General features: G+C 73.2%; 22 protein-coding genes. 9 read left to right on the forward strand and 13 right to left on the reverse strand.

From position 1 onward, the window contains the following. Nucleotide 1: 1 nt before the first annotated feature. The 3 genes from SLAV_RS35475 to SLAV_RS35485 all read right to left on the reverse strand — a co-directional run bounded on the left by SLAV_RS35475 (nt 2) and on the right by SLAV_RS35485 (nt 1,965). Nucleotides 2-217 (reverse strand): hypothetical protein, encoded by a 216-nt coding sequence (locus SLAV_RS35475; protein WP_030230313.1) that lies wholly within the window; start codon nt 215-217, stop codon nt 2-4. A gap of 73 nt (nt 218-290) precedes the next feature. Further along, nucleotides 291-1,004 carry a dioxygenase family protein gene (locus tag SLAV_RS35480; RefSeq protein ID WP_051840985.1) on the reverse strand — a complete coding sequence of 238 codons (714 nt, stop codon included), beginning with the start codon at nt 1,002-1,004 and terminating at the stop codon, nt 291-293. Between the two features lie 127 nt (nt 1,005-1,131). Further along, entirely contained in the window at nt 1,132-1,965 is an 834-nt protein-coding gene (locus SLAV_RS35485) for a class I SAM-dependent methyltransferase (RefSeq protein ID WP_030230317.1), read from the reverse strand. Between the two features lie 143 nt (nt 1,966-2,108). On the opposite strand from SLAV_RS35485, the gene SLAV_RS35490 reads away from it, so the two are divergent. Next, complete coding sequence (locus SLAV_RS35490) at nt 2,109-3,092, forward strand: LLM class flavin-dependent oxidoreductase (protein ID WP_030230318.1); 984 nt, start codon at nt 2,109-2,111, stop codon at nt 3,090-3,092. Here SLAV_RS35490 and SLAV_RS35495 read toward each other — a convergent pair. Continuing rightward, nucleotides 3,061-3,714 (reverse strand): DUF4232 domain-containing protein, encoded by a 654-nt coding sequence (locus tag SLAV_RS35495; RefSeq protein ID WP_030230321.1) that lies wholly within the window; start codon nt 3,712-3,714, stop codon nt 3,061-3,063. The two genes, SLAV_RS35490 and SLAV_RS35495, sit on opposite strands and share 32 nt — an antisense overlap. Nucleotides 3,715-3,931: 217 nt before the next feature. On the opposite strand from SLAV_RS35495, the gene SLAV_RS35500 reads away from it, so the two are divergent. Beyond that, a complete protein-coding gene (locus SLAV_RS35500) occupies nt 3,932-4,543 on the forward strand; it encodes a 2'-5' RNA ligase family protein (protein WP_030230323.1) in 612 nt (203 codons plus the stop codon). A gap of 28 nt (nt 4,544-4,571) precedes the next feature. Here SLAV_RS35500 and SLAV_RS35505 read toward each other — a convergent pair whose 3' ends face one another. Beyond that, nucleotides 4,572-5,219 carry a class I SAM-dependent methyltransferase gene (locus tag SLAV_RS35505; protein ID WP_030230325.1) on the reverse strand — a complete coding sequence of 216 codons (648 nt, stop codon included), beginning with the start codon at nt 5,217-5,219 and terminating at the stop codon, nt 4,572-4,574. A 187-nt stretch (nt 5,220-5,406) separates the two neighbouring features. On the opposite strand from SLAV_RS35505, the gene SLAV_RS41225 reads away from it, so the two are divergent. From SLAV_RS41225 to SLAV_RS35520, 3 genes are all read left to right on the forward strand, one after another. Continuing rightward, nucleotides 5,407-5,913, forward strand: a complete 507-nt coding sequence (locus tag SLAV_RS41225) for a hypothetical protein (RefSeq protein WP_037687367.1) — start codon at nt 5,407-5,409, stop codon at nt 5,911-5,913. 470 nt (nt 5,914-6,383) lie between these two features. Then, on the forward strand, nt 6,384-6,980 hold the full coding sequence (locus tag SLAV_RS35515; protein WP_158740680.1) for a hypothetical protein: 597 nt from the start codon (nt 6,384-6,386) through the stop codon (nt 6,978-6,980). Nucleotides 6,981-7,032: 52 nt separating this feature from the next. Then, nucleotides 7,033-7,716 carry a M15 family metallopeptidase gene (locus tag SLAV_RS35520; RefSeq protein ID WP_030230330.1) on the forward strand — a complete coding sequence of 228 codons (684 nt, stop codon included), beginning with the start codon at nt 7,033-7,035 and terminating at the stop codon, nt 7,714-7,716. Between the two features lie 26 nt (nt 7,717-7,742). Here the strand turns inward: SLAV_RS35520 and SLAV_RS35525 are convergent, their stop codons facing one another. The 3 genes from SLAV_RS35525 to SLAV_RS42745 all read right to left on the reverse strand — a co-directional run bounded on the left by SLAV_RS35525 (nt 7,743) and on the right by SLAV_RS42745 (nt 12,957). Beyond that, nucleotides 7,743-8,906: a serine hydrolase domain-containing protein gene (locus SLAV_RS35525; protein WP_030230331.1), complete on the reverse strand. Its 1,164-nt coding sequence runs from the start codon at nt 8,904-8,906 to the stop codon at nt 7,743-7,745. Between the two features lie 218 nt (nt 8,907-9,124). Beyond that, on the reverse strand, nt 9,125-10,402 hold the full coding sequence (locus SLAV_RS35530; protein ID WP_030230336.1) for an MFS transporter: 1,278 nt from the start codon (nt 10,400-10,402) through the stop codon (nt 9,125-9,127). After that, entirely contained in the window at nt 10,399-12,957 is a 2,559-nt protein-coding gene (locus SLAV_RS42745; RefSeq protein WP_234333620.1) for an ATP-grasp domain-containing protein, read from the reverse strand. The genes SLAV_RS35530 and SLAV_RS42745 overlap by 4 nt, the downstream gene beginning before the upstream one ends. Before the next feature lie 295 nt (nt 12,958-13,252). Between SLAV_RS42745 and SLAV_RS35545 the strand changes: the two genes are divergently transcribed. Both SLAV_RS35545 and SLAV_RS35550 read left to right on the forward strand, forming a co-directional pair. Further along, nucleotides 13,253-14,140, forward strand: coding sequence for a TIGR03619 family F420-dependent LLM class oxidoreductase (locus SLAV_RS35545; RefSeq protein WP_030230339.1), 888 nt, complete (start codon nt 13,253-13,255; stop codon nt 14,138-14,140). Between the two features lie 89 nt (nt 14,141-14,229). Then, nucleotides 14,230-16,224: a PE-PGRS family protein gene (locus SLAV_RS35550; protein WP_100661134.1), complete on the forward strand. Its 1,995-nt coding sequence runs from the start codon at nt 14,230-14,232 to the stop codon at nt 16,222-16,224. Nucleotides 16,225-16,258: 34 nt separating this feature from the next. Here the strand turns inward: SLAV_RS35550 and SLAV_RS35555 are convergent, their stop codons facing one another. Next, the gene (locus tag SLAV_RS35555) at nt 16,259-16,864 is read right to left on the reverse strand and encodes a TetR/AcrR family transcriptional regulator (protein WP_030230351.1); all 606 of its coding nucleotides are present in this window, start codon (nt 16,862-16,864) and stop codon (nt 16,259-16,261) included. A gap of 89 nt (nt 16,865-16,953) precedes the next feature. Between SLAV_RS35555 and SLAV_RS35560 the strand changes: the two genes are divergently transcribed. Next, a complete protein-coding gene (locus SLAV_RS35560) occupies nt 16,954-17,820 on the forward strand; it encodes a class I SAM-dependent methyltransferase (RefSeq protein WP_030230354.1) in 867 nt (288 codons plus the stop codon). A gap of 98 nt (nt 17,821-17,918) precedes the next feature. On the opposite strand, the gene SLAV_RS35565 is transcribed toward SLAV_RS35560, so the two are convergent. The 4 genes from SLAV_RS35565 to SLAV_RS35580 form a co-directional block, all read right to left on the reverse strand. Beyond that, the gene (locus SLAV_RS35565; RefSeq protein WP_078950345.1) at nt 17,919-18,278 is read right to left on the reverse strand and encodes a subtilase-type protease inhibitor; all 360 of its coding nucleotides are present in this window, start codon (nt 18,276-18,278) and stop codon (nt 17,919-17,921) included. A gap of 393 nt (nt 18,279-18,671) precedes the next feature. Further along, on the reverse strand, nt 18,672-19,232 hold the full coding sequence (locus tag SLAV_RS35570) for a DinB family protein (protein WP_030230360.1): 561 nt from the start codon (nt 19,230-19,232) through the stop codon (nt 18,672-18,674). Nucleotides 19,233-19,330: 98 nt separating this feature from the next. Further along, nucleotides 19,331-19,714 carry an ArsR/SmtB family transcription factor gene (locus SLAV_RS35575; RefSeq protein ID WP_030230363.1) on the reverse strand — a complete coding sequence of 128 codons (384 nt, stop codon included), beginning with the start codon at nt 19,712-19,714 and terminating at the stop codon, nt 19,331-19,333. Nucleotides 19,715-19,934: 220 nt separating this feature from the next. Further along, nucleotides 19,935-20,309 (reverse strand): hypothetical protein, encoded by a 375-nt coding sequence (locus SLAV_RS35580; RefSeq protein ID WP_030230365.1) that lies wholly within the window; start codon nt 20,307-20,309, stop codon nt 19,935-19,937. Between the two features lie 298 nt (nt 20,310-20,607). On the opposite strand from SLAV_RS35580, the gene SLAV_RS35585 reads away from it, so the two are divergent. Then, nucleotides 20,608-22,182, forward strand: a complete 1,575-nt coding sequence (locus SLAV_RS35585; protein ID WP_030230368.1) for a purple acid phosphatase family protein — start codon at nt 20,608-20,610, stop codon at nt 22,180-22,182. Nucleotides 22,183-22,522 lie beyond the last annotated feature (340 nt).

Here is a 22,522-nt window from a genome sequence, read left to right on the forward strand (position 1 = left end):
ACTAGTCTTCGCCCCACTCGTCGGGCGCCCCGCCCAGCCAGCGGATCGGCGGCCAGCCCACCGCGGTCTCCAGACCGGCCGCACGGAACATCTCGACCACGTCGGCGAGCGAGTGCGCCATGCCGAGCGGGCGGTCCTCCCCGTGCACGTGCGCGACCACCGCCCGGCCACCCCCGGGAGCGACCGGATGGACGACGACGTGCAGGCGATCGGGCATGCCCCCAGCGTGCCCGCGCCGGGGCGCCGGGGCACGCCGGACGCTCCGTACGGGCGATCTCCCGCGCCGCCGGTCAGACGATGCCGATGACGAACGAGGCGCGGTAACCGGACCCGTCCCGCACCGGGTCCAGCGTCAGCCGGGCCCCCTTGGACGCGAAGCGGTCGTCGCGGGTGTTGGGATGCGCGGGGGCCTTGCGGCGGGAGTAGGGATCGACCGCGTACACCGTGTTGAGCAGCTCCTCGGGCAGGAACAGCTGGGACGAGACCGCGGTGCGGCGCCCGGGGCGGACCTTGAAGTGCACGTGCGGGGCGATGTGCGCGTACCAGCCCGGCACGATCGTCCGGAACGACACGCGGCCGTCCCCGTCGGTGCTCTGGGTGCCGCGCAGATAGCCGGCGCCGTGCTGCGAGTACAGGCCGGAGGCATCGGCGTGCCAGATGTCGACCGCCACCTTCGCCAGCGGCGCGCACCCCTCGGCGGCCCGTACGACCTGCAGGTCCAGCCGGAGCGGAACGCCCTGGCGGTCCTCCGTGACGTCGGAGCGGATCTGGCTCTTCGGGGTGTAGTACGGGCCCTCCCCGGTCTCGGCGGCGAGCACGCAGTTCGGGGGCGGGCCGGACGGGTTCGGTGTGACGGCCCGTACGGCGGCGGCCCGCCCGGCGGCCGCCTCCGTGCCGTCCCGCCCTCCGGTACACGCCGAGGCCAGACCGGTGAGGGCGGTGGTGCCGACGGCCAGCAGCAGGGTGCGTCGGCGGGTGTCCAGGGGGCGGAGCTCGGGAGTCACGGCGAGCCTTTCGCGAGGTTCGGGGCCATGGGCTCCACCGTGGCGCAGCCGCTCCGCCACCTCTCCCGACACGCCGCCGCACGGCCCCCGCTTACCTCCCCCCGGCCGACCCGGCCGACCCGGCCGCCTACGGGCGGTGGGCCGTGACGACGTAGTAGTCGAGGATCCGCCGCTCGTACGCCCTCAGGAAGTTCCGCGGCCAGGTGTCCGCCGCCCACAGCCTCGACAGCCAGGCGTCCCAGCCGGCCCAGACCCGGTGGCCGATCGACTCGGCCCGTGCCCCCGCGAAACCGGACGCCGTGAGCGCGTCGGTGAGCGCGGACACCGGGCGGGCGATGTCCAGCCCCTTGGCGTAGGTGTCGAGCAGCAGAGCCAGTTCCCCGTCCCGGGCGGGCGCGCCGTCCGTGGTGAAGAAGCTGGCGACGGCGACCCGTCCGCCCGGACGCAGCACGCGCGCCGTCTCCCCGGCGAAGGCGGCCAGATCCGGGAAGTGCTGCGCCGCCTCCACGCTGACGACGGCATCGAACTCGGCGTCCGCGAAGGGCATCCGCTCCGCCGCGCCCCGTACGAATCCCAGCCGTTCCGGTGCTTCGTCCAGGAGGCCCGCGTGCGCCTGGCGGGCCCGTTCCAACTGGGCGGGGTGGATGTCCATGCCGGTGACCCCGGCCGGACGGTACTCGCCCAGGGCCAGCGCACAGCCCATCCCGAGCCCGCAGCCCACTTCCAGGACCCGCCGCCGCTCCAGCGGCCCGGCGGCGTCGAGGACCCGTCGGTAGAGGTCCTGCTGGCTGCGGATCCGCTCCGCCTCGCCGAGCGGGGCCGTCAGGTCGATGCCCTGCCAGTAACCGAAGTTGATGAACCCGCCGGCGAACACCGGCTCCCGGCTCAGGTCCGCGGGCCCGTACGTCTCCCGCACCGCGGGCCGCATGACGGGGAAGGAATCCTTGGCTTCGAATGCCACGCCGTGACACCTCCGGAAAACGTGGAACGCCGCCGAACGTACGGATGCCCCCAGTCTGGCACCACCCGTGCGCCCGCCCGGCCCGATGGCGCGAAAGCGATCATCGATCCGCTGTTCGGACGTGTGATCCCTATGCTGACGCCATGCTCGACATACCTCTTTCGGCGCTGGAAGTCGCGATGGTCCAGACGGACACCCGCGCCCTGGACACCCTGCGGGACACCGCGGCCTTCGCACAGGGATTGGAACGGCTGGGCTACCACCGCCTCTGGTACGCCGAGCACCACCATTCGCCCGCGATCGGAGCCTTCCCGCCGGTCGTGCTGATCGCGCACGCCGCCGCCTCGACCTCGGCCGTCCGTCTCGGCTCCGGCGGCGTACTGGCCCCCAACCACGCCCCGATCATGCTCGCGGAGCAGTTCGGCACGCTTGCCGCCCTGCACGAGGACCGCATCGACCTGGGCATCGGCCGCGGCCCCGGGACCTTCGACGAGGGCATCGCACGGGCACTGCGCCGCGGAGCCGGACCGGTCACCGACGCGGAGTACCGGGACGACGTGGCCGCGACCCTGTCCTTCCTGGTGGACGAGGTCGCCCTGGGCCCGCTGCCGGAGCCGTGGCTGCTGGCCTCCAGCCCGGCGGGCGCCGCTCTCGCCGCCGAGCTCGGTCTGCCGGTGGCGGTGGCGCACCACATCAGGCCGGACAACACCCGGGCGGTCCTGGAGCGTTACCGCGCCGACTTCACCCCGTCCCGCTGGTGCGAGCGGCCCCGAGTGCTGCTGTGCGTGGAGACCGTGTGCGCCGATACGGAGGAGGAGGCCGCCTGGCGCGTCGGACCGATGGACGTCGTCAAGGCCGGGCTCCTCAAGGGGGTGAGCGACCTGCCGTTCCCCACCCCGGAGGCCGCCGCCGCGCACCCCTTCACACCGGAGGAGCGGCAGGCGCTGGCCCACTTCCGGGCACAGCAGGCCGTCGGGACGCCGGAGACCGTCGTACGGCGGCTCGCCGCGCTGGCGGAGGAGACGGGCGCGGACGAGCTGATGCTGACCACGCCCGTCCACGACCTCGGCGACCGCCTCCGCTCCTACGAGCTGGTCAGGAAGGTTTGGCCGAGGAGAACGCGGTGACGGTCACCTTGTCGTCGCACTCCGCGAAAACGCCGTCGTCCATGGCGATCTGGTGCGAGCCCGCCCCCGGGACGCCCAGGACGAGCGTGGGGAAGGCGGCCGGCGTGGCGCCGGACACGCAGTAGCCGTCGGCCTCGCCCTGTACGTTGACGAAGGTCAGCTTGGTCCAGGCGCGGGCGCCCGGGGCCAGGGACACCGCGGTGGCCGTGCCGCTGTGGGTGGTGGCCAGCCGGAGGTTGTGGTCGGGCGAGCCGTTCCCGGCTCCGGCGACCGTCGGGAACCCCTGGAGCGTGCAGGGGTGGGTCGAGGTGTTCGTCACCGGGACGACGACGGCGCCCGTTCCCGTACCGGGCGGCCGGACATCGGCCTGGTGGGCGTCGGAGACCTCGACCTGCCCGGTCGTACAGGCCTTGGTCCCGCCGGAGGGCGTCGGCCCGGCGGGCGGGGAGGCCTTGGGCGTCGCGGAGGGCTTCGACGGGGCCGAGGGCGCCGACGCCGGTGACGAGGGCACGGCGGCCGCGCCGTCCTCGCCGGTCGGCGTGCAGCCCGTCATCAGGGCCGTGACCGTCACCGCCGCCGCCAGCACCGCTGCGGTCCGGGCGACACCTGTCGTGTGGTGCATGAGCGCTCCCCGAGGTCCACGGCCGGTCCCGCACCGGCACGCGTGGCCGGACACGCGCCCGGGCCCCGCCCGGTTCTCCGGGGCACGGGCTTGTGGCGGTTCCGTGACGTGACGCGGACGCGCCCGGCCGGACCCGCCATCGCCGCGGGCGCCCACCCACCTCCCCCGCCGCGCGGCGGGGGAGACCCGGGTCCCCCGACCGGGGCATGATGACGGGGTGAACCCTTCCGCGGCGGCCGGTGGCGGGAGCGGTGTCCCGGGACTCCTCCAGGTGGCTCCCACGCCCCGCACCGCCCTCGTCTGGCTCCCTCCTGCCGGGCTGTGGCCCCCCATCCAGGACATCCGGGCCGAGCACGACCCCCAGATCCGCCGCTGGCCACCGCACGTCAACCTGCTCTTCGGGTTCGTCCCGGAGAGCGACTTCGCGGCCGCGGCCCCGCTGCTGGCCGCGGTGGCCGCGGAGCGGGAGCCCTTCGCCGTCCGTCTCAGCGGAGTGCGTACGTTCAGGCACCGCGCGTACGCCACGGTGTGGCTGGACCCGGCGGCGGCCGGCCCGGGCCCCTGGACGGCGCTCCAGGACGCGCTGGCGGAGCCGTTCCCCCTGTGCCGCGGCCGGTTCCCCCGCTTCACCCCGCACCTGTCGCTCGGCCGCGCCGAGCGGGACCCGCGCGGCCTGGCCGCGGAGTGCGCGGCACGCCTGGGCAGCATGTCGGCGCGGGTCGGCGAGGTCGTCCTGCTCTCCCGACGGGGCGACCGGCCCATGCGGCCCCGGGCCACGATCACCCTGGGCACCGGGGCGGTGGACTGGCACCGCGCCCCGGACACCTGACGGCCCCCTCGTCGTCGCGGAGGCGGCCCTACCGCGCCCGCATCAACAGATGGCCCCGCCGGAACCGTTCGCCCTCGCACGGCTCCCGCAGCATGCGGCCGACCTCCTCGAAACCGGCCTCGCCCGCCAGCGCCGCGAGGTCGTCGATCGGCCAGCGGTAGGCCGTCGTCACCTTGTGGTCGAACGCCTCCACCGGGCCGCCCCCGGACTCGAAGAAGGCGACCAGCAGGGCGCCGCCCGCCGTCAGCACCCGACGGAACTCGGCCAGGTAGGCGGGGACGTGCTCCGGCGGGGCGTGGATGACCGAGTACCAGGACATGACGCCGTCGAGTACGCCGTCGGCGAGGTCCAGGGCGTCCATCGAACCGACGTCGAACCGCATGCCGGGGTACTCCTGACGGGCGAGCCCGATCAGCTCCGACGACAGGTCGATCCCGAACGCGTCCAGCCCCAGACCTCGCAGATGGTCCGTCACATGTCCCGGACCGCAGCCCAGTTCGGCGACGGAGGCCGAACCGGAGGAACCGGTGGCCCGCGCGAGCTCGGCGAACGCCGCGATGAACGAGCGGTCCAGCGGGAGACCGTCGAGCGCGTCGCGGGAGAAATCCGCATAGAGGACGGCGAGGGCGTCGTAGGCGTCCGCGGTCGCACGCAGGTGCGGGGCTGGTCCGGTCACGGGGACCACAGTAGGGGGCCCGGGAGGGCCTGCCTCCGTCTCCGCGACATCTGCTGAAGATTCCACTTCCCGGCACGGCAACCCATATGTACAATTTCTACATATTTATATGAATTTTACCCATCCTTCGTGTGAGTGGTGACGAATCCCCGAGGCAACCGGTGTCCGCGTGCAGGAGATGAGATTCATGAACGTTCCCACTCGCTTCCGCCATCTGGCCGTCGGCGTGGCCACGACGGGCCTGCTGGCCGGGGGCGTGGCCCTCGGAGTCGCCGGCCCCGCCTCGGCCGCGGCGGCGCCCACGTCGGCCGTGCCGTCCTCGTCGGTCACCTCCGTCCCTACCGACGACCATGACAACAACGGCAACGGCAACAACGACGGCAACCGTTACGGCAACAACGACGGCAACGGCAATGGCTACGCCAACCACGACAACAACCGCGACGGAAACCACGACCGAGGCAACCGTCACGACCGCTGCACGTGGGAGCGCGGCCACTGGAGCAAGATCTGGATCAGGGGGCACTACGAGAAGCAGTGGCACGAGGGCAAGTGGCATCCTGGTTACAAGGACCACGACGGCCGATGGCATCCCGGGTGGAAGAGCCACGGCTGGTGGGAGAAGCACTGGGTCCCCGGCCATCAGAGCACCCACTGGGTGAAGGGGCACTGGAACTGCCACGACAAGTGGTGACCGGAGCCCCGATGTGATCCCGGCCCCACCGCGACCCCGACGGTGCGGCGGCAACCGCTCATTCAGGTACAAGACTTGACGGTAGCCAGCCCGCGAGTAGACCCGCAACGCACCGTGCGGAGTACCCCGGGGGTGGACCGGGGGGAAGTGCACCCCGGGCGGGTCACCGCCCGACGGTGTTCATCAGGACGATCGCGGCGATGTCCGCGAGGATGACGGCGACGACGCCGATGATCGTGGCCCAGGCCCTCTGTGAGTCGTCCAGCTGCATGCGGTGCCTCCTGGAGGGGAACGCGCCCTCCCGTCAGGATGCCCCCGTCCCGCGCCCGCCGCAGCCCGGCGCCGCTGGGACAGGACCGTGACACGGACGTGGTGAAGCGTGATCATCCGGGGGGTTAGGGTCACCGAGCCGATCACCGCCGCGAAAGCGGCCGGCCGCACCACGTCATCAACCTCGGGGGATCCACATCGTGTTGAACAACCGCCTGCTCCGAACCGCCGCGCCCGTCGCCCTGGCCGCCCTCGCCCTCACCGGCTGCGGCCCGGACGACGGCGGGCCTCCGGCGGCCGCGTCGAAGGGGACCTTCGCCCAGCCGCTCGCCCTGGGGACCGCGGCGGACGTGACCGAGACGCACTTCCCCGACAGCAAGAAGACCGAGCTGAGCGTCACCCCGGTCTCCGTCGTCAAGGGCGACAAGGCCGCGGTGGAGAAGCTCGGGGTAGGACTGCTGGACGGCAAGACCCCCTACTACGTCACCACCACCTACACCCACAAGGGCGGCGAGGAGGACGCAGGGAGCTTCAACTTCAAGCTGCTGCTCCACGGGACCGACCCGAAGCGCGCCTACTTCTTCGCCCCGTCCTGGGGGGCCAAGTTCGAGCCCTGCCAGGAGGCTTCCGACACCGACCTGCGCCTGATCTCGCGCAAGTCCGTCACCACCTGCGAGATCTACCTGGTTCCGGAGGATGTGCAGCCGACGTTCGTGGGCTTCCAGGGCGACCGCGACGCGGGCAAGCCGAGCAACGAGACCGGCACCGCGCCCGAGGTCGTCTGGAAGGCGGGCTGACGGGCACCCGCTCCGCCGTGCCCGCCGCAGCGGACGGGTCTACGGTGGACGGGTGCGCTACCGCTTCGCAGCCGTGGCACTGACGGTCGCGCTCTGCGGGACCACGCCGTCCTGCGGCGTACCGGAGGCGGCCGCCCCGGGGCTGCGGGCCGTGCCCGATGACCCGGTGGCGGCGCTCTCCGCAGGCGTCTCGGCCGTTCCCGCCGGGAAACTGGGCGCCAGCTACCGGCCCGGCTGCCCCGTGACCCCGGACCGCCTCCGGCTCGTCCGGATGAACCACTGGGGCTTCGACGGCAAGGTCCACCGGGGCGAGCTGATCGTCCACCGCGACGCCGTCGGCCCCCTGCTCCGCGTGTTCGCCCGGGCCTTCGAGGACCGGTTCCCGATCCGGCGGATGCGCGTCACCGCCGAATACGGCGGCAGCGACGAGCGGGCCATGGCCGCGGACAACACCTCCGCCTTCAACTGCCGACGGGTCACCGGCGACCCGGCCCGGCTCTCACGGCACGCCTGGGGCGACGCCGTCGACATCAACCCCGTCGAGAACCCGTACGTCGACCGCTACGGCACGAGCCACCCGCCGAACGGGCGGCCCCACCTCGACCGGGACCGGGCGGGCCCCGGCGTGATCCGCCCGGACGATGCCGTCACCAGGGCCTTCGAGGCGGTGGGCTGGTCCTGGGGCGCCCGCTGGTCCGAGCCGGACTACCAGCACTTCTCGGCGAACGGCGACTGAGGACCGGCCGGGCCCGGAGGCGGCTCTCAGCGGCACAGGGCCGTGTCGACCACGTCCTCGACGTGTTCCATGGCCGCCTTGTCGGTCGGCTGGATGGTCACCGCGATGTCGACGGCCGCCCGCCCGTCCTCCCTGACCCCGCCCCGGGTCTCGTACCCCGGGAAGCTGCCGCCGTGGCCCCAGTAGACCCCGCCGCACGACAGCGGCCTGCTGACGAGGCCCAGTCCGTAGCGCGCGCCGTGGCCGAAGTACTCGGCGGGAACGGTGGTCCGCATCTGGGCGAGCTGGGCGTCCGGGAGGAGGCGGCCCGACAGCAGGGCCGCGTAGAAGCGGTTGAGGTCGGAATTGGTGGAGATCATCTGACCCGCCGCCCAGGCCCAGGAAGGGTCCATTTCCGTGACGTCGCGCAGCGGCGCGCCCGGCGATTCGCGGTGGTAGCCCTGCGGATGCGGTTCGCGGATGCCCGTCTCGCCGGGGGAGGGGAAGTAGGTGTGGCGCAGCCCGGCGCGCCGGATGACGCGCCGCTCCAGTTCCTCGGCGAGGGGGTGTTCGGTGACCTTCTCGACGATCATGCCGGCCAGCACGTAGTTGGTGTTGCTGTACGCCCACTTCTTCCCGGGATCGAAGGCGGCCTTGTGCCGCAGGGCGAAGCCGAGGAGCTCACGGGGCTCGTAGGGCCTGGGCTGGAGATCGTCGTCGAGGTAGTCCGGCAGTCCACTCGTGTGCTGCAGGAGGTGACGGACCGTGATGCGGCTGCCGTCGATGCCCTCGCCGCGGACCAGGCCCGGCAGATAGGTGTCGACCGCAGTGTCGAGGCCGATCTTCCCCTCGCCGACCAGCTGCAGCACGACCACCGCCGTGAACGCCTTGGTGTTGCTGCCGATCCGCACCTGTCCGTTCCGGGGCACCGCCGCGCCGGTCGCAAGGTCGCCGACCCCCGCCGTGTAGGTACGGGTGTGCCCCTCGCGGTCCTCGACGCCGGCCAGCACACCGGGCATGCCGTCGGAGCGCACGAGCGCGGTCAGTCCCTGTTGGACGCTGTCGGGCCGGGCGGCGGCGAAGGCCGCGGGCTGGGCCAGGGCCCCCGCCGTCAGAACGCCGACGGCCACCGCGGCCAGGAGCGGCACGGTCGCCGACCGGCCTCTCCGCCGCCCGCCGCAGTGGTATTCCTGCCCTGACTGTTCACGCACGGCTCAACTCCTGTGGAATCGTCTGGAAACCGGAAAACGTGCCGGGACCAGCATGTCCGTGCACGACGCCCCCGGACGATGCGGCTACCGCCCGGGGGCGGGGTGGGGCTACCCCCCCGGTGGCCCGCCCGAGGGCGTCCGGTACGCCGAGACCCCGCCCGGGCCGTGGGGTCACGGCTGGGACGGGGTCTCGGAGGGCCGGTCCGGCGCGGACGCGCTCAGGTCCGGGCCGGCTCCGCGGAGTGGCCCTGCACCGGCTGCGGCTCCGGCTCCGGGCGGGGACGCGGGTGGACCGCCTCCTGCGGCAGCCTGGACTCCAGGCGCAGGACCCCCAGGGCCGAGACGGTCGCACCCGCCGCCAGCACCACCCACATCGCCGTCGGCGACAGGGTGAGCAGGGCGGTCAGGACGGCCGGCGCCAGGGCGCTGGGCACCGCCCACGAGAGCTGGTAGACCGCGAGGTGGCGGCCCCGGGTCTCCTCCGGAGCGGCCTGCGCGCACAGCGCCGACGCCGTGGCGCCGTGCATCAGCTCGCCCGCCGTGAACAGGGCCGTCGCCACGAACACCCCGACCAGGACGACCGACTTGTCGGCCACCCCGGCGAGGGCCGCGAACACCACGAACGACGACGCGAACACCGCCGCGCCCAGCGCCACCGCACGGGTGCGGCGGAAGGCGACGAGCGCCCGGGTGACCGGGATCTGCAGCAGCGCGATCCCGACCGTGTTGACCGCGTACAGGACGCCCACCAGAGAGGTCGACGCTCCCAGGTCCTGGGTGACGTACGCCGGGATGCCGACGGCCAGCACCGTGTAACCGAACGCCGTCGGCACGTTGAGCAGTGTCAGGGCGAGGAAGGGCCGGTTGCGGGCCACGAGCCGGTAGCCGCCCTTGCGGGAGACCCGGGGGGCCGCGGGGTCCGGTGCCGTCCTGGGAATCGGAATGGAGCCGAAGCACACGGCGGCCAGCACGTACCCCGCGGCCGTGCAGAACACGATCACGTAGTAGAACGCGTCGCTGCCCAGGGCCAGGACGGCACCCGCGATCAGACCACCCACACCCAGACCGGCGTTGCGCAGACTGCGCTGCGCGGCGAGCAGCTTGTCCCGCTCGGTGCCCCGGACGAACTCGGCGATGAAGGACTGGATCGCCGGCGGGTACGAGGTGTCGCCGAGCGCGACCAGGAGGATCACGGCGAACATGCTGACGCCGTTGTCCACCAGCGGGTACGTACAGAACCCGGCCGCCCGCAGCAGGTAGCCGCCGGTGACGACGGCACGGGCCCCGAACCGGTCGATCAGGACGCCCGCCGCCGGGTTGCTGATCAGCCCGATCACGGCGGCGGCGGTCATCAGGGTGCCGACCTGGGTGAGCGGGAGCCCGGTGACGTGGTGGAAGTACAGCAGGGACAGGGGCAGGTACATGCCGGCTCCGGTGGCGTCGACCACCATGCCCAGCATGTAGCGCGTCTTCGCCGACAGGCGGGTACCGGTCATGGCGCGTCCCCGATCTCGCTGTGCTCCCGCACCCACACCCCGAGCTCACGCAGCCGGCGCTCGCACTCCGTGCGGTTCGGCGCGGTGCCCACCGCGGCGGCGAGGAAGTCGGAGGAACCCGAGGCCGGCGCGATGACCTGGCCCTCCTCGGCGTACAGCCAGAACCCGGCGAGCCACGGCTCCTGCGGCTCCTGCGGCAGCGAACGCACCAGACCCGGCTGCTTCATCAGGAGCATCTGTCCCGCCATGCACCGCGGCGCGGGCAGCTCACCGGACTCGGCGCGCTGCCGTACGGCGGCGTGGAGCTCGTGGCCGGCGTCGGCGCGCACCGCGTACTCGCCGAGGTGCACGCCGAACAGCGTCCCGAACACCTCGCGGATCTTCGCGCCGCCGGGCCGGCAGGCGATCTCGCACAGCACCAGCCGGTCGTCGGGGGTGTGGAAGACCTCCATGTGGAAGGCGTAGTCGCGCAGCCGCGAACCCTCGGGGGCGAGCGCGGCGAGGACCTGCTCGGAGAGGTCGAGCAGGCGCGGCGTGATCGGGTCGTCCGGGTCGAGGGTGAGGTCGATGCGCGGACCCGGGTCGGAGGCGAAGGAGGACAGGTCGTACTGGTACTGCGAGGGCCAGGCCATCGCCACCCGCCCGTCCGCCACCAGACCGTCCACGTGGCACATGCGGCCCGGGACGAAGTCCTCCAGGAGGACGTCGTCGCGCTCGCCCGCCCCGTACACCTCCGTCAGGCACTCCTCGAAGGAGGCCTCGTCCTGCAGGATGCGCAGGCCGATCGCGTTGAAGCCCTGACGCTCCTTGAACACGACCGGGAAGCCCTCGGCCGCCGCGAACGTGCGGGCCTCCTCGGCGGTGCGCGCCTGCAGCCAGGACGCGACCTCGATGCCCGCCGCCTGGGCGCGCGTCTTCATCAGTGCCTTGTCGCGGAACGGCAGCACGTCGCCGTACCACGCGCCCGGCAGCCCGAACCGTTCGCGCAGCCGCGCGGCCCGCAGCATGTCCGCCTCGTGCAGCGCCGTCACACCGGTGATCCCGTGCGCGGCGGCCAGTTCGAGCGCGCGGGCGTCGACCTCGTCCGCGTCGAAGTCGTCGAAGATCTCCAGGCGGGTGTAGCCGAGGTCGCCGTCGGGCACCTTCTCCCCGGCGAGTTCGATCTTCTCGCGGGAGCCGAGGACGACGATGTCGCCGGTGTGCTCCGGCAGCCAGGACCGGAACGGGAACGGCTCCAGCGGATTGCGGTGCAGGATCAGCAGGTTCTCGCGCCGCTTGACCTCGGCCGGCCGCGCGAGGTCGGTCCCGCCGTCGGGCCGCGCGAGGGTGATGCGCAGGTGTTCCCGTATCACCTCGGCGCCGCGGCGTATCGCCGCCGTGGTGTCCCCGGCGGAGACGGCGATCAGGCCGAGCCGGTCCCAGTTGTCCTTCAGCGTCCGTACGGCGTCGCCGGGCCGGGCGCTGATGCGGACGTCGATGACGCCCTGCGCACCGCGCGCCTCCTCGACCCCGGCGACGGATTCCACGCGGGTGCCCGGCGTGCCGACCAGGGTGCGCACGGCGGCGCCCCCGCGGGCCGTGGGCCGGTCGGGCAGTTCTTCGGCCAGGCCGAAGGGGTGGGCGAGGGCGAGCATGCTCAGGTCGATGCCGAAGGCGCTCTGCACCAGCTCGGGGATGGCGTCACCGGCGATCCGGTTGTGCCCCTCGATGACGCGCGGGCCCTTGGCGGTGAGACGCACCTCGGTGTGGCAGACCCCGTCGCGGATGCCCATCACGTCCAGGAAGCCGCGCACCGCGTCGCGCGCCGCGTCCTCGTCGGCGGGGGACAGCCGGGCCGGGACGGCGTGGCCGAGCTCGGCGAAGTGGCCGTCCGAGGTGAACTTCTCCGTGATCGTGACGATCACGTGGCGGCCCGCGAAGCTGAAGGACTCGACGCTGAACTCGGGGCCGTCCAGGTACTCCTCCATCAGGAAGTCCTGCAGGACGAACAGCGAGGAGACGCGGTCGGTGCGGGTGCCGGAGAGCCGGACCACCTCGTCCCAGACCCGGTCGGCGTCCTGCGGTCCCTCGACCCGCTGGACACCGATGCTCGCGGTCGCGTCGACGGGCTTGACGATGAAGGGGAAGCCGTACGCGGCGCCGAAGGCGTCGAGGTCCTCGCGGGCGCGCAGGGAGCGGGCCCCCACGGCGTGCGCGGGGTCGTGCTCGGCCACGTAGCGCCGCATGGCGGCCTTGTCGCGGATCCGGGCGGTCACCTCGTAGCCGGTTCCCCCGAGGCCGTACAGATCGTTGATCCGGCCCGCGTTCTCCAGTCCGGGCTCGGTCAGGGAGAGGGCCGCGGCGAAGCCGGGGCTCCGGTGCCAGGCCCGCACCAGGGGCTCGACCAGCGACCAGTCGGTGAAGTCGACGACCTCGACGGCCGCCGCGAGCCGGTTCTGCTCCTCGCTGACCTTGGTGGGGTGTTGGAGCAACAGCACGCTCAGCCCCAGGTCGTGTGCCTTCCGCACGGTCTCGTCGGTCGCACCGACGAGCACCAGGGTGCGCTCGGGGTTCATTCGCTCTCATCTCCCCCTGCGTCAGCAGGGCATCTGGCTCGTACGGACGTCGTGGACGGGAGGATCCGGGGGCGTACGGGACGTGCCGTCGGTCTTCGAAAGGTAACCAGCCGCGGTCGCGCGGGACTCGTGCGCGCCTGGGCCGGACCTCGCGCGGAGATCCGGCCCCGTTCGGGCTCCGCCCGAGAACCCCTCGGGCGCGGCTCGGGGGAGGATCGCGCGGCCCGGATCATGTGGCGCGCGTCACATGTGGCGCCCTTGGGCTCCGGGGCCGCCCCGCGTCCACGATGGGGCCATGGAGATAGGCATCGCACTGCCCCAGTACGGCACCCACGCCCAGGCCGCCCGGATCGCGGGCTTCGCGCGCGACGCGGAGGGCGCCGGGTTCGACTCGTTCTGGGTGGGGGACCGGTCGCTGACCCCGGTCGAGCCCAGCGACCTCTACCCGGGCCACACGCCGAGCAACCCGTACCCGCCCGAGTACCGCACCTTCCTCGACCCGCTCACGGTCCTGACCGTCGCCGCCACCGCGACCACCCGGGCCCGCCTCGGCATGAGCACCCTCAACGCCCCTTGGTATCCGCCCCTGTTGCTGGCCCGCACCCTCACCTCGCTGGACCTGGTCTCCGGCGGACGGCTGGACGTCGGGTTCGGCATCGGGTGGCTCCGGGACGAATACACCGCCGTCAACGCCGACTTCGGCCGGCGCGGGGAACGCCTCGACGAGATCCTCGACGTCCTCCAGGGCATCTGGACGCGGGAGGAGTTCGAGCACGAGGGCCCGCACTGGCGCATCCCGCTCGCCCACGTGGGCCTCCGCCCGGCCCAACGGCCGCACCCTCCCGTCTACTTGGGCGGCTTCTCGCCCGCCGCGATGCGCCGGGTCGGACGCCGGGCCGACGGCTGGGTCGGAGCCGTCCTGCCGCCCGCGGCCCTGGCCGGACTCTGGGACACCGCCCGGCGGGCCGCGGAGGAGGCCGGCCGCGACCCCGGCCTCCTGCGCCGCAGCATCCGCTTCAACCCGAAGCCGGGCGCGTCGTACGAGGAGATCGCGACCGTCCTCGCGGGGATCAGGGACACCGGCGCCGAGGGCTGCTTCGTCGACTACCAGCAGTGCGTGCGCGAGCCGGACGAGGCGCTGGAGCTGGGCATCAAGGTCCTGGAGCTCGTACGGGCCGGCTAGCACCGCGCCACCGGACCCCCTGTTCCCGGAGCCGGCGACCCCTCGGGAGAGGATGGCGGGAAGCACGAGGACAAGGGGGCGCGGGGGACGTGAGGGACGACAGGCTGCGGGACCGCGAGGGGTACGAGGGACTGCTGGCCTCCATGGGGCTGGAGCCCCTGGGGAACTGGTGGCTGCCCGGCATACGGGAGGCCGGCACGGCGCGACGGGTCCTCGCGGTGGCGGCGGCGGACGGCGAACCCGCCTCCGGCCCGGCCGAAGCGGCCGCCCTCCTCCTCGGCGGCGGCCGCGAGTTCCTGCTCGCGTTCGAGGGACCGTGGTCCCCGCGGGGCTGCACGGGCAGGGCGTGGCGCCGGGTCCGGATCGGGTCCGCCGATCCCGTCGCGGCCCTGGCGGGCCTCCTCACCGGGCCGGATCCCGACCCGCGGGGCCTGCTCCTCGCCACCACGGACGGCGAGACCGTCGTACGGGCGGTCTCCGGTCCCGGCGCCGGTGCCGCTCGGCCGCTGGTGCTGACCGGGGTGGGCGCACGGATCGCCGAAGCGGCCGAGGCCGGTGCCCGGCGGGGCGCCGAGGACGCCGCGGCGGCCTGGGACGCCTTCCGGGCGGGCCCCGACCCCGCCCCGGCCGTCCTGGACGCCTGGGCCGAGGCCCTCACCGTCAACCCGGGCACCCCCGACCCCGTCCGCCGGGAGCTGCTGCGCTCCTTCCCCGAGCTGTGGTGGCGGCTCCCGCCGGACGAGCTCGTGGAGATGGCCCTGGCGCATCCGGATCCCAAGGCCACGCTCCGGGCCGTAGAGCTGGGGCGGCGGCTGGCCCCCGACCACTGGGCCCGGCTCCTGCGCGCCGCCGCGACCGAACGCGAACGGTGGCTGCTCGCGATGCTCGCCGTCGACTGGCGGACCGCCCTGGACGAGGAGACCTGCGCCCTGCTGGCCGCCGATCCCTCGGCCCGCGTCCGGGCCGAAGCCGCCCGCCTGCCCGCACTGCCCGGGCACCTGGCCGCCCTGCTGGCCGAGGACCCCGAGGCCGGGATCAGGGCGACGGTGTGCCGGTCCTCCTGGTCCGTACTGCCGGCCGGCCTCCGCCGGGCCCTGCTCACCGACGGGTCGTCCGGGGTGCGGACCGCGGCGCAGCTGCGCCACCACGAGGACCGGACCCTCTCCCGCGAGGCCTTCGTACGGGAGGAGCTGGGCGAGCCGGCCGTCGAGAACTGCCGTCTCGGCCCCGACCTGGTCGAGCACCTCCTCGCCACCGGCGACGCGCGCCTGCGCAGGGCGCTCGCCGCCAATCCCCGCCTCGATCCGGGGAGCGTGGCCCGGCTGGCCGTGGACCCGGACGAGGGCGTGCGGTACACGGTCGCGCTCCGCGCCGACCTCACCGAGGAACAGCGGGCCGCGATCCGGGTGGACGTCGATCCGTCCGACAGGTCCCACACCCTGGCCTGGGTCGCGGACCGGCACGAGGACCCGGAGGCCATGCGCGAGCTCGCCGCCTCCTCGCACGTCCTGGTGCGCCGGAGCGTGGCCCGGGCCCGGAGGCTCCCGCCGGACGTGGTCCGGCGGCTGGCGTGGGACACCGACCGGGTGGTGCAGCTGTTCCTCGCGGAGTCCTGCGAGGACGCCCCCGCCGAGATGCTGCTGCGGGTGTGGACCTGGTGGACCGGCAGCCTGTCGTCCCCCGGCCGCCCCCGTACGCATCCCAACTTCCCCCGGGAGGGCCTGCTGCGGTTCGCGGACGACCCGCACGGACGGATGCGGCGGCTCGCCCTGGACGACCCGGGCTCGACCCCGGAGCTCGCCGCCCGCTTCGCCGGGGACCGGGATCCGGAGGTGCGCCGGCGGGCGGCCGAGGACCCGCGCCTGCCCGTCGCCGACGCGATCCGCCTCACCGAGGACCCGGTCGGCTCCGTACGCGCGGCCGTCCTGCGGCACGGGCCCCTCCCCGCGGCCGTGCTGGCGGCGGCCCTGCTGGACCGGGAGACGGCGCGCGACGCCGCCCGCAACCCGGGCATCCCGCCCCACGTGGTCCGTGCCATGGCGGCCCGCTGCGTCACGTTCGCCGCGTCCGTGCAAAGCGCCTGACGGCGCGACAGGCGGTGGCGTGGGCGGGCCGCGATCAGGCCGGTGGGCCGACCGGTGGGCCGAGGAGGACGGTCACCAGGCGCGCGCTCGTTGCGCGTGAGTCGAAGGGGGCGTGCGGGGAACGCGTCATCAGCAGGTGGTGGACGGTGCCGACGAGCGCGAGTGCGATGGTGTGCGGGTCGGCTCCCTCCGGTACGCGTCCGGCTTCCCGTTCGGCTTCCAGGTAGCCGGCGACCGACTCCTGCATCGCCGCGAATCCCGGCTCGCCCGCCTCCAGCGCCCGCCGCGTGTGCAGGGAAGTGGTGGGCCGGGTCATCGCCAGGCCGACCACCGCCGGGTCCAGGGAATCCAGCAGTGCCACCGCGAAGTCGACGAGGTTGTCCGCGACCGCGCCCCGTCCCACCCGGCCCGCCAGGGCCTCGGCGCCGCGGGCGCTGCGGGCGAAACGGTCCAGCACGAGCGCGGCGACGAACTCGTCCAGCCCCGCGAAGTGCGCGTGCAGGACGCCTTTCGCGCACTGCGCCTCATCGGTGACCGCCCGGCTGGTCAGGGCGGCGGCGCCGTCCCGGGTCACGACCCGTTCGGCGGCGGCGAAGAGCCGCTCGCGCAGGTCGGGGATCGCCACTCCACGCGGAGACATGGAACCTCTTTCCGGAAGGCCGATTGCCAGTATGGGCGTACGCCCATACTCTTTGGGCACTTGCCCATTCTATGGCGTGGAGGCATCCGATGGATCAGGCGAACCGGGCCGACGGCGTGGCGAACAAGGATCAGGAGCGGGCGTGGAACGGCTACGAAGGCGCCTACTGGGCCCGCCACCAGGACCGCTGGGACGCCGTCAACGACGGTTTCAACCAGCCGCTCCTCGACGCCGCCGGGATCGGGCCCCGCGACCGGGTCCTGGACATCGGCTGCGGAGCCGGCCGTACGACCCGCCTCGCCGCCCGCCTGGCGCCGCAGGGGACGGCGGTCGGCCTGGACCTGTCGGTCCCGATGCTCGAACGGGCGCGGGCGAGCGCGGCGCGAGAGCGGACGGCCAACGTTCTGTTCGAGCGGGGTGACGCCCAGGTCCACCCGTTCGCCCCCGGCGACTTCGACGTGGCCCTGAGCCGGTACGGCGTCATGTTCTTCGAGAATCCGCGGGCCGCCTTCGCGAACATGGGGCGCGCCCTGCGCCCCGGCGGCCGCCTGGCCTTCGTCTGCCCTGCGCGGCCCGAGGACAACGACTGGTTCCGGGCGCTCGCCGCCCTGCGCGGGATCCTTCCGGTGGAGGAGTTCGGTGCTCCGGGAGCCCCGGGCATGTTCTCCCTCGCGGCCCCGGGGTGCGCTTCCGGGATCCTGACGGCCTCCGGCTTCGAAGCCGTCGACTCCGTACGCGTGGAGGCGTACGGGGACTGGGGGCGCGACGCCGAGGACGCGGCCGCGTTCCTGCTGGACTCCGGCCCGGGCCGTCACCTCCTCGACCGGGTCGGGTCGACGGAGGCCGACCGGGCCCGCCGGGCCCTCGCCGACGAGCTGGGCCCCTACGAGAGGGGCGGCGCCGTGCGGTTGCGGAGTTCCTGCTGGCTGGTCACCGCGGGGAAGCCCGCGGTGTAGGGGCGTGGCGGAGCGGCGGTGTCGGGCCCGCCTCCGCCTCCGCCCCTCCGTACGACCCCTCCGTACGACCCCTGTGTGCGACCCCTGAGTGCGACCGGTCAGAACGCGAAGACGGGGTTGCCGTTGACCGTCGCGGACATCGCGCAGGCGTTGGAGAAGGTGTGCTTCCAGGCGACGCGGGTGCCCTGCCACACGCCGTCCGCCGTGACGGTGACGGGGGCGTAGTGCATCGGACAGGCCCGGTCCGGGTTCGGCGCGGCCAGCAGCCGGTCGAACGCGCCGTCGGTGGACTTGAGGGCCGCGCACGCGGCCTTGGCGTCGGGGTGGGTGCCCGTGGCGGTCGGCGCGCAGCTGAGGGTGGACGCCCGTAAGACGGTGGCCGCCGCGTCGTCGCCCTGGGCGACGGTGAACACCAGGGCGGAGGGCGCGTACAGGCTGCTGGGGCTGGCCTCGGCCATGCCGGACACTCCGGCCAGGCAGAGGAGGGCGGCGGCAGAGACGGTAGCGATGCGACGCACGACAAGACTCTCTTTCGATTCAAAGGCTGGATGCGATCCTGTGTTTCGGATCCGCTTCCTTACGTGCTTGAGCCTGTCTGATCCGAAGGAGAGACGCACATCGATGACCGATTTACGGACACACCGTCCGCATAACGGCAACCGAATGGTCGTTCGGGCAGCTCAGTCGGGGTGCGCGGACCGAGGGAAGACGTGCGGGCGCCGGGCGCCGTGGCCGGTGAGCTGCTGTCTTTGGCGCACGGGAGTGCTGTCGGCCGCCCGCGATTCACCGGGCGGCCATGCAGCTTGTCCGGATAGTGCGGTCCGCGCCGCCGCCCGCCCGGTGCGCGGGTGTTACTGACCGACCCTTCCGTCGACGCACTCGCGGAGCAGGTCGGCGTGGCCGCAGTGGCGCGCGTACTCCTCGATCCGGTGCACCAGCAGTTCCCGGATCGCGATCTTGTCCTTGCCCACGCGCTCGCCCAGGTCGGGGTGTTCGGCCAGCGCGGCGTCGGTCGCCGCTTGCTCGCGCTCCAGATCGGCGTACGAGGCGTCCACCACGGCCTGGTCGGCGACCGCTCCGTAGAAGTCGGAGTCCCGCGGGCCGTACAGCTTCGGCAGCGGGTCGCCGTCGGTGATCCAGTTGCGCCAGTCCCGTTCCACCTCGGCCAGGTGGCGGACGAGGCCGAGCAGGGACATGGTCGACGGCGGCACCGAGCGGCGGGCCAGTTGTTCCGGGTCCAGGCCCTCGCACTTCATGCGCAGGGTCATGCGGTAGTTCGTCAGGAAGTCCAGCAGCGTCGCGAACTCGCCGTCAGGGCTGGTCCCTTCGCTGTTGCGGGGGTCGTCGTCCGGGTCGGCCCACATGTCGGGGTACACGGTCGCCTGGGTCCATCGTTCGGTTCGGTCGGTCATGGGCCCGATGATCGCCCGCGCTGCTCCCGGGCCGCCACCGAGTTCCGGCGCGGGGCGGCGGCGCGGGCCGAGGGGGACGGACCGTCCCCCCGGCCGTGTCACGAAGCGGCGCTCGCGCCCGTCCCGGTCTCCACGGCCGCACGGCCCGGCCGGGAGTCGCCCTGCCGGAGTTCCGCGAGGAGTTCGCTCTGGCCGGCCAGGAGTTCCGTCAGGATGCGGCGGGCCGCCCTCAGCAGATCGGCGACGTCGCCGCCGGCGAGCGCGTAACTCACCGTCGAGCCGTCGCGGATGGAGACGACGATGCCCGACCGGCGCAGCACGGCGAGCTGCTGGGAGAGGTTGGAGGGCTCGACGTCGATCTCGGCGAGGAGCTCGCGCACGGGCCGCGGACCGTTCTGCAGCAGCTCCAGGACGCGGATGCGGACGGGGTGCCCGAGCATGCGGAAGAACTCGGCCTTCGCCTGGTACAGGGGTACCTGCATTCCCACGCGCGCTCCTGCCATCGCCTGCAACGGCGCTCTTCCGCACCGGCGTTCCGGTCGGACAGCCGTCGTGCCCGTCGTCATGTCCGTCGTGATGTCCGTCGTCATGCCCATCATTGCGCCCGCGGGGCCCACGCCTGCCCGAGTTTGACTGTTTTCAGATATGCCGAGTTGAAGAAATCTTCAACTCGTGGGCATGCGTGGGCCCGGAAGGCCGCGGCTACAGCTCCAGTGCCGCTTCGACGCGCTTCAGCTGGTGACGGGCCATGGCCAGGTTGGAGTTGCCCTTGTCCAGCACGAGGTAGAGGAACAGGCTGTTCATCCCGTTGCCCCCCAGCAGCCTGATGAGGTGGTACTGGCTGCCGAGCGTGATCAGCAGGTCCTCGATCTCGTCCTGCAGCCCCAGCATCTGCATGGTGCGGACCTTCGCCCGGATCACATCGGTGTTGCCCGCGGCGGCGACCATCAGGTCGAGATCCTTGCCGCCGCCGAGGGTGCCCAGCGCCATCCCGCTGGTGTAGTCGACGAGCGCCGCCCCCAGCGCACCCTCGATCGAGGTCATGATCTCCTTCAGGGACACTTCCACATTCGCCATCGGCGCCCGCTCCCTCACTCGCACGTCTGTGACCGGCACCCAAGGCGTAGGCGGTGCCGGACTGTTAGCGGAGCTCACGCTACTGAGCGGGCTCCGCGCCGGGCGGGGAATCGCGGAACTGGCGAAAAACCTCCCCCGTCCCCCGTGCGGGGCACGCACGCCGTTCCGCGGCCTGTCTCCTCCGTGATCTGCGGATCACTCGCGAAGATTCTGGACGTCACATGGGGGTCCGTATCCCCTTCGTTCACCCGGTGGTGGGATTCACGTCGCCCGAGGAGAGGATGTTCGCGCCATGGACCTGGACGTACCAGATTTCGGCATTCCCCAGAAGCTCGCCTCCCGCATGAGCATGGCCGAGCAGCACGACTACCTCCGCACCCGGTTCACCCGGCGCGGCGCACTGCGCGCCGGCGCGGTCACCGCCGCCGTGGCCGGGGTCGGCCTGGGCGCGGGCGCGGCCTCGCCCGCCTACGCGGCCCCGGCCGCCCTGCCGGCCTCCTCCGAACGGCGCGGCGTCGACGGCTCGCTGACCGCCCCCTTCGGCCGTCACCTGCAGTACGGCGCGGACCCGAAGACCCAGATGCGCGTCTCGTGGCAGGTGCCCTTCGCCGTCAGGAAGCCGTACCTGCGCATCGGCACCAGCCCGTGGGCGCTCAGCCGGAAGATCGACGCCGAGGTGCGCCACCTCAGCACCCCCGTCTTCAACGGCGGCAAGATCGCGGCCGCCGAGCAGTTCTACCTGCACGTGGGCCTGGACCGGCTGCGGCCCGGCCAGACGTACTACTACGGCGTCGGCCACGACGGGTTCGACCCGGCCGACCACCGCAACCTCGGCACCCTCGGCACCTTCACCACCGCACCCGCGCGCGCCGAGAACTTCACCTTCACCGCCTTCGGCGACCAGGGCGTCAGCTACCACGCCCTCGCCAACGACGCCGTGCTGCTGGCGCAGAACCCGGCCTTCCACCTCCACGCGGGCGACATCTGCTACGCCGACTCCTCGGGCTCCGGCACCTCCGGAGACACCTACGACGCCCGCGCCTGGGACCAGTTCCTGGCCCAGACCGAGTCGGTGGCCAAGAGCGTGCCGTGGATGGTCACGACGGGCAACCACGACATGGAGGCCTGGTACTCGCCGCAGGGCTACGGCGGCCAGAACGCCCGCTGGTCGCTGCCGGACAACGGCCCCGACCCGGTCAACCAGCCCGGGGTCTACTCCTTCGTGCACGGCAACGTCGGCGTCGTCGCGCTCGACGCCAACGACGTGTCCTACGAGATCCCCGCCAACTTCGGCATCAGCGGCGGCCGGCAGACCGCCTGGCTGGACCGGCGCCTCGGCGAGCTGCGCCACAACCGCGACATCGACTTCATCGTGGTCTTCTTCCACCACTGCGCGTTCTCCACCACCAGCGCGCACGCCTCCGAGGGCGGCGTCCGCGACGCGTGGGTGCCGCTCTTCGAGAAGCACACGGTGGACCTGGTCATCAACGGCCACAACCACGTGTACGAGCGCACCGACGCCATCAAGGCCGGCCGGGTCGGCCGCAAGGTGCCGATCGGCGAGCGCACCGACCCGACCCGCGACGGCATCGTGTACGTCACGGCCGGCGCGGCGGGCCGCTCGCTGTACGCCTTCCCGGTCCCCGACTCGTACGAGGGCCACGTCGCGGACCGCGACAGCGTGGACACCTTCCACTGGGCCAAGGGCGGCGCGAAGGCGACCGAGACGGTCGAGTGGTCGCGGGTCCGGTACACCAACTACTCGTTCCTCGCGGTGGAGGTCGAGACCGGGTCCCGCCCGCGGCTGAAGGTCAGTGCGCTGGCCGAGACGGGGCAGCGCGTCGACCACTTCGAGATCCAGCGCGGCCGGTAGGCCGGTAGGCCGCAGGCGCAGGCGGCCCCAAGCCCCTGCCCACCCCCCCCGACGGGGAGCGGCGGGCAGGGGCCCTCCGGCATGCCCTCGGCGGGGTCCGCAGGACGCGGTCAGGCCCCCCCCCGCACAGGCCCCCGGCACGTGCCGCAGGCCGGATCGCGCCGGGTTGGCCGGGAATACCGGGGCCGCGGCGGGCCGGGAAGCGGCTCCGGGCCCGCCGATGCGTCGGGTGTGAGCCAAAGAGCCGGGCCCCGCCCCACCGCAAGGACCGGTCCCGCCCCACACATTGCGCACGGTGCGTGTGCTGCCGGTATACGGTGTGTGATCTTCCTTCACGCCT

Source organism: Streptomyces lavendulae subsp. lavendulae (assembly GCF_002803845.1).
Lineage (GTDB): Bacteria > Actinomycetota > Actinomycetes > Streptomycetales > Streptomycetaceae > Streptomyces > Streptomyces lavendulae.

Coding starts and splice junctions, on each gene's coding strand:
- SLAV_RS35580 (WP_030230365.1), bottom strand. CDS start 20,309: ATGGCGAATGTGGAAGTGTCCCTGAAGGAGATCATGACCTCGATCGAG.
- SLAV_RS35560 (WP_030230354.1), top strand. CDS start 16,954: ATGGATCAGGCGAACCGGGCCGACGGCGTGGCGAACAAGGATCAGGAG.
- SLAV_RS42745 (WP_234333620.1), bottom strand. CDS start 12,957: ATGAACCCCGAGCGCACCCTGGTGCTCGTCGGTGCGACCGACGAGACC.
- SLAV_RS35575 (WP_030230363.1), bottom strand. CDS start 19,714: ATGCAGGTACCCCTGTACCAGGCGAAGGCCGAGTTCTTCCGCATGCTC.
- SLAV_RS41225 (WP_037687367.1), top strand. CDS start 5,407: ATGAACGTTCCCACTCGCTTCCGCCATCTGGCCGTCGGCGTGGCCACG.
- SLAV_RS35555 (WP_030230351.1), bottom strand. CDS start 16,864: ATGTCTCCGCGTGGAGTGGCGATCCCCGACCTGCGCGAGCGGCTCTTC.
- SLAV_RS35565 (WP_078950345.1), bottom strand. CDS start 18,278: ATGGCCGAGGCCAGCCCCAGCAGCCTGTACGCGCCCTCCGCCCTGGTG.
- SLAV_RS35545 (WP_030230339.1), top strand. CDS start 13,253: ATGGAGATAGGCATCGCACTGCCCCAGTACGGCACCCACGCCCAGGCC.
- SLAV_RS35495 (WP_030230321.1), bottom strand. CDS start 3,714: ATGCACCACACGACAGGTGTCGCCCGGACCGCAGCGGTGCTGGCGGCG.
- SLAV_RS35530 (WP_030230336.1), bottom strand. CDS start 10,402: ATGACCGGTACCCGCCTGTCGGCGAAGACGCGCTACATGCTGGGCATG.
- SLAV_RS35490 (WP_030230318.1), top strand. CDS start 2,109: ATGCTCGACATACCTCTTTCGGCGCTGGAAGTCGCGATGGTCCAGACG.
- SLAV_RS35570 (WP_030230360.1), bottom strand. CDS start 19,232: ATGACCGACCGAACCGAACGATGGACCCAGGCGACCGTGTACCCCGAC.
- SLAV_RS35475 (WP_030230313.1), bottom strand. CDS start 217: ATGCCCGATCGCCTGCACGTCGTCGTCCATCCGGTCGCTCCCGGGGGT.